Source organism: Aquimarina algiphila (assembly GCF_007489275.1).
GTDB classification, from domain to species: Bacteria; Bacteroidota; Bacteroidia; order Flavobacteriales; family Flavobacteriaceae; genus Aquimarina; species Aquimarina algiphila.
Window position 1 is genome coordinate 36377 of record NZ_VLNR01000054.1, and the last position, 8265, is coordinate 44641.

The 8265-nt window shown below is 30.0% G+C and carries 14 protein-coding genes; 13 read left to right on the plus strand and 1 reads right to left on the minus strand.

Going from position 1 to position 8265, the window contains the following annotated elements:
- Position 1: 1 nt before the first annotated feature.
- The 11 genes from FOF46_RS21500 to FOF46_RS21555 all read left to right on the plus strand — a co-directional run bounded on the left by FOF46_RS21500 (position 2) and on the right by FOF46_RS21555 (position 7021).
- Positions 2-1534: a cryptochrome/photolyase family protein gene (locus tag FOF46_RS21500; RefSeq protein ID WP_143917867.1), complete on the plus strand. Its 1533-nt coding sequence runs from the start codon at positions 2-4 to the stop codon at positions 1532-1534.
- A complete protein-coding gene (locus FOF46_RS21505; protein ID WP_143917868.1) occupies positions 1524-3014 on the plus strand; it encodes a cryptochrome/deoxyribodipyrimidine photo-lyase family protein in 1491 nt (496 codons plus the stop codon). Before FOF46_RS21500 ends, FOF46_RS21505 begins: the two co-directional genes overlap by 11 nt.
- 1 nt (position 3015) lies before the next feature.
- A complete protein-coding gene (locus tag FOF46_RS21510; RefSeq protein WP_143917869.1) occupies positions 3016-3294 on the plus strand; it encodes a TIGR03643 family protein in 279 nt (92 codons plus the stop codon).
- 83 nt (positions 3295-3377) lie between these two features.
- The gene (locus tag FOF46_RS21515) at positions 3378-3776 is read left to right on the plus strand and encodes a DUF2452 domain-containing protein (protein WP_109436383.1); all 399 of its coding nucleotides are present in this window, start codon (positions 3378-3380) and stop codon (positions 3774-3776) included.
- Between the two features lie 392 nt (positions 3777-4168).
- Positions 4169-4768: a hypothetical protein gene (locus FOF46_RS21525; protein ID WP_143917870.1), complete on the plus strand. Its 600-nt coding sequence runs from the start codon at positions 4169-4171 to the stop codon at positions 4766-4768.
- Between the two features lie 76 nt (positions 4769-4844).
- On the plus strand, positions 4845-5096 hold the full coding sequence (locus FOF46_RS21530) for a ribbon-helix-helix domain-containing protein (protein ID WP_143917871.1): 252 nt from the start codon (positions 4845-4847) through the stop codon (positions 5094-5096).
- A complete protein-coding gene (locus FOF46_RS21535) occupies positions 5093-5383 on the plus strand; it encodes a type II toxin-antitoxin system RelE/ParE family toxin (protein WP_143917872.1) in 291 nt (96 codons plus the stop codon). The genes FOF46_RS21530 and FOF46_RS21535 overlap by 4 nt, the downstream gene beginning before the upstream one ends.
- 2 nt (positions 5384-5385) lie before the next feature.
- Complete coding sequence (locus FOF46_RS21540) at positions 5386-5643, plus strand: hypothetical protein (protein ID WP_143917873.1); 258 nt, start codon at positions 5386-5388, stop codon at positions 5641-5643.
- A gap of 386 nt (positions 5644-6029) precedes the next feature.
- Positions 6030-6248: a hypothetical protein gene (locus FOF46_RS21545; protein ID WP_143917874.1), complete on the plus strand. Its 219-nt coding sequence runs from the start codon at positions 6030-6032 to the stop codon at positions 6246-6248.
- Positions 6214-6750 carry a hypothetical protein gene (locus FOF46_RS21550; protein ID WP_143917875.1) on the plus strand — a complete coding sequence of 179 codons (537 nt, stop codon included), beginning with the start codon at positions 6214-6216 and terminating at the stop codon, positions 6748-6750. The genes FOF46_RS21545 and FOF46_RS21550 overlap by 35 nt, the downstream gene beginning before the upstream one ends.
- Positions 6751-6796: 46 nt before the next feature.
- A complete protein-coding gene (locus FOF46_RS21555; protein ID WP_143917876.1) occupies positions 6797-7021 on the plus strand; it encodes a hypothetical protein in 225 nt (74 codons plus the stop codon).
- Positions 7022-7038: 17 nt separating this feature from the next.
- Here the strand turns inward: FOF46_RS21555 and FOF46_RS21560 are convergent, their stop codons facing one another.
- A complete protein-coding gene (locus FOF46_RS21560; RefSeq protein ID WP_143917877.1) occupies positions 7039-7395 on the minus strand; it encodes a hypothetical protein in 357 nt (118 codons plus the stop codon).
- Between the two features lie 117 nt (positions 7396-7512).
- On the opposite strand from FOF46_RS21560, the gene FOF46_RS21565 reads away from it, so the two are divergent.
- Together FOF46_RS21565 and FOF46_RS21570 are read left to right on the plus strand one after the other, a co-directional pair.
- Positions 7513-7755 carry a hypothetical protein gene (locus FOF46_RS21565; RefSeq protein ID WP_143917878.1) on the plus strand — a complete coding sequence of 81 codons (243 nt, stop codon included), beginning with the start codon at positions 7513-7515 and terminating at the stop codon, positions 7753-7755.
- Position 7756: 1 nt separating this feature from the next.
- Positions 7757-8080, plus strand: a complete 324-nt coding sequence (locus FOF46_RS21570; protein ID WP_143917879.1) for a hypothetical protein — start codon at positions 7757-7759, stop codon at positions 8078-8080.
- Positions 8081-8265 lie beyond the last annotated feature (185 nt).

Genomic DNA, 8265 nt, shown 5'->3' on the forward strand with positions numbered 1-8265 from the left:
TATGATATTAAGACTATTACTTGGTGATCAACTTAATCAAAAACACTCGTGGTATACTGATGGAACTGAGGATGTTTGTTATTTTATGGCAGAAATGCGTCAAGAAACTGATTATACAAAGCATCATATACAAAAAATAGTAGCTTTTTTTAAAAGTATGCAGAATTTTGCGGATTGGTTGCAAAATCAAAAGTATCAAATCACATATTATAAATTAGATGATCCTGAAAATCAACAAGACTTAATACTAAATCTAAAAAAGATCATCAAAGAAAAAAACATTACCAAATTTGAATATCAGTTACCAGATGAATATCGATTAGATAAACAATTAGCAGAGTTTTGTAGCACATTATCCATAGAATTTGAGGCATTTGATACTGAGCACTTTTTGACAACTAGAACAGATCTTGCCATATTTTTTAAGGGGAAAAAACAATATACCATGGAGTATTTCTATCGCAATATGCGAAAGCAATATGACATTATGATGATCACAAAAAAAGACCCAGAAGGAGGTAAATGGAATTTTGACCAAAGTAATCGCAAAAAATGGAAAGGTGATCCTCCTATTCCAATAGAAGAAACCATAAAAAATGATATTAACGGGATAGTTGATTATATCAAAAAATGTGAGGTTAAAACTATAGGGAATATTGATGTAAGACACTTTAATTGGCCTACATCGCGACAAGAAAGTTTATCGATCTTAACCTATTTTTGTGAACACTTATTGATTCATTTTGGAGATTATCAAGATGCAATGCATTCTGATGAGAAATACCTTTTCCATAGTAGATTATCTTTTGCGATGAATAGCAAAATGCTACATCCTTTGGAAGTAATAGAAACCGTAATTCAATATTGGAGAGCACATCAAGAGGATATTCAGATTTCTCAAGTAGAAGGTTTTGTTCGTCAGATTTTGGGTTGGAGAGAATATATGAGAGGAATATACTGGATGAAAATGCCAGAATATCAAAATATAAATGTCTTAGAAAATCAAAACTCACTCCCTGATTTTTACTGGACAGGAAAAACCAAAATGAATTGCCTTCATCATGCGATACAACAGAGTCTAGATCATGCATATGCGCATCATATTCAAAGACTTATGGTTACAGGTAATTATGCATTACTTACACAAACACATCCAGATGAAGTTGATCAATGGTATCTGGGAATATATATCGATGCTATCGAATGGGTAGAGATCACCAATACGAGAGGAATGAGTCAGTTTGCTGACGGAGGAATTGTCGCGACCAAACCTTATGTATCTAGTGGTAGTTATATTAATAAGATGAGTAATTATTGTAAAGGATGTCATTATAAAGTTGCCAAAAAAACAGAAGATGATGCATGCCCGTTTAATGCTTTATATTGGAATTTCTTAGATGATAAACAAGAGTATTTTAAGAATAATCAGAGGATGAGTATGATGCTTAATTTATTGCATAAAATGGATAAAAAAAAGCTTGAGGCACTTAAAGAAAGAGCTAACCATATTATTAACGCACCCAATGAATATTAATAAACAAGAACATATCAATGTCGTTTGGTTTAAACGAGATCTTAGATTACAGGATAATGAAGCTATTAATAATGCTATTTTGGCGGATAAACCTATTTTATTGCTTTATGTTTTTGAAAATTCGCTTAAAGAAGATAATCATTATAGTGAGCGGCATTGGAACTTTATTAAACAATCTTTACAGGATCTCAACAAACAACTTTTGCCTTTTAAGACTAAAGTGTTAACGGTATCATCAGAAATACTTAAAACTTTTGGAACATTACAGCAGTTCTGGAAGATTGACACTGTTTTTTCACATCAGGAGACAGGAATTAAAATAACATACGACAGGGATAAAAATTTTAGAACTTTTTGTAAAAACAATCTAATTACCTGGATAGAAAATGGAAATAATGGAATTTTTCGGGGATTAAAAAATAGAAAAACATGGCAAGAGGACTGTGAACAGTACATGCAACAATCACAATTTGAGTTACACTTAGATAACACAAATTTTATTCCGCTTGAAACACTTCATGAAATTGAAAAAGTTTTTGTTCTGGAAAATCTAGATACTCCAAAAAATAAAAGTTTTCAAAAAGGAGGGACTTCAAATGCTATGAAATATTTACAGTCTTTCTTTTATAATGGAAGATATAAAAATTACAGTTTTGATATTTCCAAACCAGAACTTGCACGTAAAAGCTGTAGTCGATTATCCCCCTATCTGGCGTGGGGTAATCTTTCTATTCGGCAAGTATGGCAATATGCAATGCAATTTAGGCAAATATCAGATCATAAAAAACAAGTTGATGCCTTTGCATCAAGATTACATTGGCAAGTTCATTTTGTTCAAAAATTTGAAATGGAAGACGTTATGGAGTTCGAAAGTATTAATAAAGGATACCGAAGACTTAAAAAGAACCTTTCAAAATCATATCAAATTGCATGGAAGGAAGGAAAAACAGGATATCCAATTATAGATGCATGTATGCGCTGCTTGAAGGAGACAGGATACATTAATTTTAGAATGCGTGCTATGGTAGTGTCTTTTTTTACTCATAATCTTTGGCAGCCATGGCAGGCAGCAAGTGCACATTTATCGAGCATGTTTTTGGATTTTGAACCCGGAATTCATTTTCCACAATTGCAAATGCAAGCAGGGGAGACAGGAATTAATATACTTAGAATCTATAACCCTATCAAAAATAGCAAAGAGCATGATCCAGAGGGTATATTTATCAAAAAATGGGTATCAGAACTACAAAACGTTCCTGTAGAGTTTATCCATGAACCTTATAAAATGACAGTATTGGATCAGAAGTTTAACGATATTACAATTGGAGAGGATTACCCTCTGCCTATTGTAGATATTCATAGCACTCGTAAAAAAGCAAGCGATACACTTTGGAGTATGAAAGATGATGCTCTGGTAAAAAAAGAAAGTCAGCGTATTCTAAAAAAACATACACAACCTGATAGAAATAAACTTGATTAATATGAAGAAAAATTTATCCGTTAGAGATATTGACCGAATTATTGAAATGGCATGGGAGGACAGAACCCCATTCGAAGCTATTTTGATGCAGTTTAATTTAAAAGAACAAGATGTTATTGATTTGATGCGAAGAGAGATGAAGTTTTCGAGTTTTAAAATGTGGCGAAAACGAGTACAAGGAAGAAAGACAAAACATGTAAAGAAGCGTATTTTTGAAGAAGGAAGATTTAAATGTACAAGACAACGGCAAATAACACATAATAAAATCTCGAAACGTTAAGAGATTGAATTAATCAATTTGAAATGATCTTTATTACTAAAGAAAAATTGATTATTTTAAAAATAAATATTACATAAACACATATGAAAAAGAAAAAACCTGATCATGTAGTGTATAACGAAGAAGAAGAACGTTATGACGCAGCCCTAAAACCTTATGCTACTGATACAGGAGCTCCTGTAATTACAACTACAGATACAGTTGCCTGGAAAAATGCAAATATTTATAAAGTTAATAAGCAGGTTAAAGCACAATATGATGAGCTAAAAGCACAGTATGATGAGTTAATTGCCAAATTTGAATACAATAATTTGGTTTATGGAGCTAAGTTTAATTTTGAACCTGTGGTAGGAGAAGTATATCATTTATATAAAAACCATAAAGAAGAATCCTTTTTGTCTATTATCGCCCCAGAGGAATGTAGTTTTGAACATTTAGGAAGTTTCCGGCTTAATGCTGATAAAATGTGGGAAAGTATATAGATCTAAGATCCTCTAGATAAATATTGATGGACATTATAAAAAATTATATCATTTTCAAGATGTTTTCAACCATTTTATGGCTAATTTCAAATTGCTTTGAATTAACGGGTTAGTGTATACAGCTTACATATACAAAGTAGTTTTAATATATGTGTCACTGTAAAGTTGTTTTGTTCTTATGCACAAATCATTCTTTTTTATAACTATCAAATAGGATTATTAAAGTGGAGAAGATGGGACTCGAACCCACGACCTCTTGACTGCCAGTCAATTTTTATAATAACCATAATGAATTAATATTCAATATGTTAGATTAAAAATACAATTTTCTTCGTAAGGTTTTCGTAAGATTTTAAGACGTTTTTTAATTAAAACACTTAAAACTTTAAACCATGAAATTTTTAAAATTACTATTCATTACCTTAATTATTATCTCCTGCTCTGCTCAACAAGAAGAAGAAATTGATCCATTATTAGAAGAAATTAACCTATCAGAATGTAATTATAATTTTGTAAAAGATACACAAATTGTAAAATCAGATTTAAAATTCTTATCCTCTACCCAAATTTTTGATGATAATGGGAAACAAGGTGTAGTAAGTATATATTTTGAATTAGAATTTAATGAAGAAAATTATAAGATAAACTTCCATACCGAGTCAAATATCTTTGATAATTATTTAGGATTTCGAGACGCTGATATTTCTAATCACGAGGTAGTGATTAGCTTTTATTTTGAAGGTGTTGAAAAAACAATTATAGGTATTGCCAACAAAGTTGATCTTATTGAAAGCAAAAATCTAATTAAACCAGATTCTTTTATGGGATATACTTTTAGTATAGAAAATGTTGGCTATGATTTACTAGATAGTTTAAGGGATAAAAAACTAATTAAATTCTCTATTCACGAAGATATGTATGGTATTTATTCATCATACCGTAAGGATATATCTAAAGAAATCAAATGTATAACCTATGCGATAGAAAATTGAAAATTTGTTTTTGGTTCGTTTTTGGTGTAAATTTGGTTCGGTTAGATTTTTTTATACGAACTTAAATTTTATTATTATGCCTAGGCAAAGTATTTCGTTTACCAAACCAAATGATGACTGGTTAAAACAACAAATAAAGAGTGAAGAATATACGAGTAAAAGCGAACTTATAAATAGTTTAATACGCAAAGCGAGAGAACATGAAAAAGAAATTGAATTTATAAGAGCCAAACTCATTAGATCTGAAGAAAGTGTTTTACAACAAGGTTTTACGAATAAAAACCCTGATGAAATTTTAAAAGGCTTTAAAGCAAAAAAAATAATTTGAACACAGAATATACATTATCTCCTGATGCAGAAGCCGATTTATATAGAATATGGTTATTTGGTGTTAGCAAGTTTGGGGAAGCACAAGCAGACAAATATTTTTTTAATTTTTTTAATCATTTTGATAGAATTGCTAATAACCCATATCAATTTAGATCTGTAGACCACATTAGAAAAGGATATCGGGTTTGTATTTGTGGTGTTGATGCTATTTATTATAAAGTCAACAAAAATACAGTAGAAATAATGGCTATTATTGGGAGCCAGGATATTAATGATATTTTATAAGAATGAAGATCCAACAAGAATTACACCTAGAAGAAGATATAGTAAGAACTCTAGAAAAGGAAGCAAAGAAACAAAACCTTAGTTTAAAAAACTATTTAGAAAATTTGGCTGTACAACAAGCTGGACGATTAGAAGTCCTATCAAAAGAATATACCTATATGATGGATAACTTACTTGATCGGTTTGATAAAAACGAAATCGAATTCTCATCAATAAATGAAGCATTAAATCGAAATGGAATATCAGGTTCAAGTAGCTAAATAGACGAGAGACTTGATTAAATTTCTAAAATAAATTTACTTTTTTTTACAAGTATTTAACACTTAGTTGTGATTTTATTTCTAAATTTGAGTAATCCTACCTAATTTTAAGATATTGAGGTTTACTTATAAATTGCAATATCCTATATGCTGAAATATTGCGGGTTTCCGTAACAAAGCAGAACAAATTTTCGATCAAATTTTGCGGTTTTTCCGCAGACGAGAAGAGCCATTTAATAACTATTTTTGTTAAAATTATATTAATCACCGACACAATATGTAAAGACACTACTAGAAGAGGTACATCTACTAATTAAGTTCATCGCTTTATTTTAATCTAAGTATTCAGGTTATTTTTGTAATAACCCATAAAATATTTAATTAAAATGAAAAAATTAGTATTAGTATCAATAGTAGTGTTAGGATCATTATTTGTCAGTTGTGAAAAATCAAGCATAAATGAAGAAATTACAGAGTTTGAATTACAGGAAACAGACAAAGGAGACATTGTACGCCCAGGAGACGATCCGGGTTCACTCCATGAGGTCGAACTTTATAAAGTGGATAAAGGTGACATTATTAGGCCAGGAGATAGACCAAACTAATATTTCAAGGAAACTATTGGCTTCATTTTTAGTAGTCTTGTCTGGATCAATTATTTTTGCAGACAAGATTACTACTTTTGGAATAACTGAGAATAATGGCTACAGAAATGTGGAAACTTTTGTATGGTTGATAACTCAAAGTTTATCTCCAATTATTCTGTGCTTAGCAGCAATGCTTAAACCTTTCAAGATCTTTTATTCTATTCCACTTTATATTTATTTCATACAACTTTATTGGGTTTTTGATTATGATACAAAAGTTGATGACCCATTACTTCATTTTTACGCCGTTTCATTCAGTCTTGGTGTATTCTTTTTTATTTCTATTACCATTTATTTAATAAAACAAATAGCTTCTTCTAATCGCATATTATTATTAAACATTCGAAAATTAACACGTCATATTGGTGTTACGGTAAGAAATAAATATATAAAAGAAGAAGATAAAAAAGACTATACAATTGACACAGTCAAAGTTATAGATTCGTTGGATTTAGATTAATGAAATGAGGCAATAGTTATCATTTCTCCCCTAGAAAAAGATTGATATGAAACAAAAAGAAGCACTAGAGAGTCTTTACAAAAAAAATAAGTTTATTGATGAAGATGTTAAAGAAATCATTATTAGCGATGTGGTGTCTGAGATTGAAAAAAGGGAAGAAGAACTGTCTAAGAAAATAATACAATTAAAAGATTTAGGTATTACTCAAGAGACTATAAAAAATATTATCTTAAGTAAGTATAATTCTGGAATTTGGTTTAAATATACTTAGATGTTAGATTAAATAGACTACTTTCCTTTTAGAACTTTACTAAATATCTCATCAATATCCATATTTAAAGTCTTAGTTAATTCTAAATAGAAACGACTTTTAAAAGAATCAACTTGCATTAATTCATTCCAATTACTTACGCTTTCAGTCGCTAATTTTTCTATTTTTCTTTTGTCAAGTGATATGCTATCATTATCTCCTGAGTTTTCCAAATCGAAAAAATCTGTTAAAACTTTTTCATCTGAAGGCCTTAAGGATTTTCTATTTACAGCCATTCTAATAGCTGCTTGATCCATTTGTATGGGCTCTCCTATTTCTTTGTAACTAAGCTTGTTGATGCTTTTGAAAAGAAGAAGTTTCTTGTAAAAATCCATGTTTTTAAGGTTTGTTTTTTTTCTTTTTAGAACATTTTTTGTTCTAAATCGAAAAATTGTTCTATATTTGTTTCGTAATCACGAACAAACAATGCAAATATATACAAAGTTGTACAAATGAAGATACAGGATACTTTAAAACGGGCTTATGATGAACTTCCACGAGAATTTAAAACCAGACCATCACAGATTTGTGAGGTTAGCCCCGCTTATTTTAATAGAATCGTAAAAGGCGAACCAAAAGGTAAAGATATTTATGTAGAGGCATTAGATGCGGTTATCCAAACAGGAGAAGAGTTTAAGGAGTGGGCAATGGATAAAGCAGATAGGATTATTAACTGTAAGTCAAATGCAGAGTAGTATGAAAAAGAAAAAAACAATAAATAGGGATACAGAGGTAAGAATGGGTGAGATAGAAGATTTTTTTATACAAAAAGGCTTAATTATAACAAAAGAACAAAACACAATTGATATTGCTTTACAAAAAGCATTGTTACGTAAAAGAGCTCTTACTATACCACAATTAAAAAAATCTAATGTGTTTCCTAGAGTAAAAACTTATCAAACTTTTAGAAACTGGTGTTCTAGTGGTAAATGGAAAGAAGGTGTTGATTGGTACCGAGATAAAAAAGGAAAGATAATGATACTGACTTCCAGTATTAAAGAATTAGCAGGTATAGAATAACCTCAGAAAGCAAATAAACTTTTAAAACTCAAAAATATGATTTTCACAATTACAATAATGACATTAATACTAATAGGCCTTATGATTTTGGTCTATCAAAAAGAACAATATCATAAAAACGTAAAATTCTAATTATGGAAACAATAGAAGATTTACAATCGCAATTAAACAGGGCAAAAGCCCAA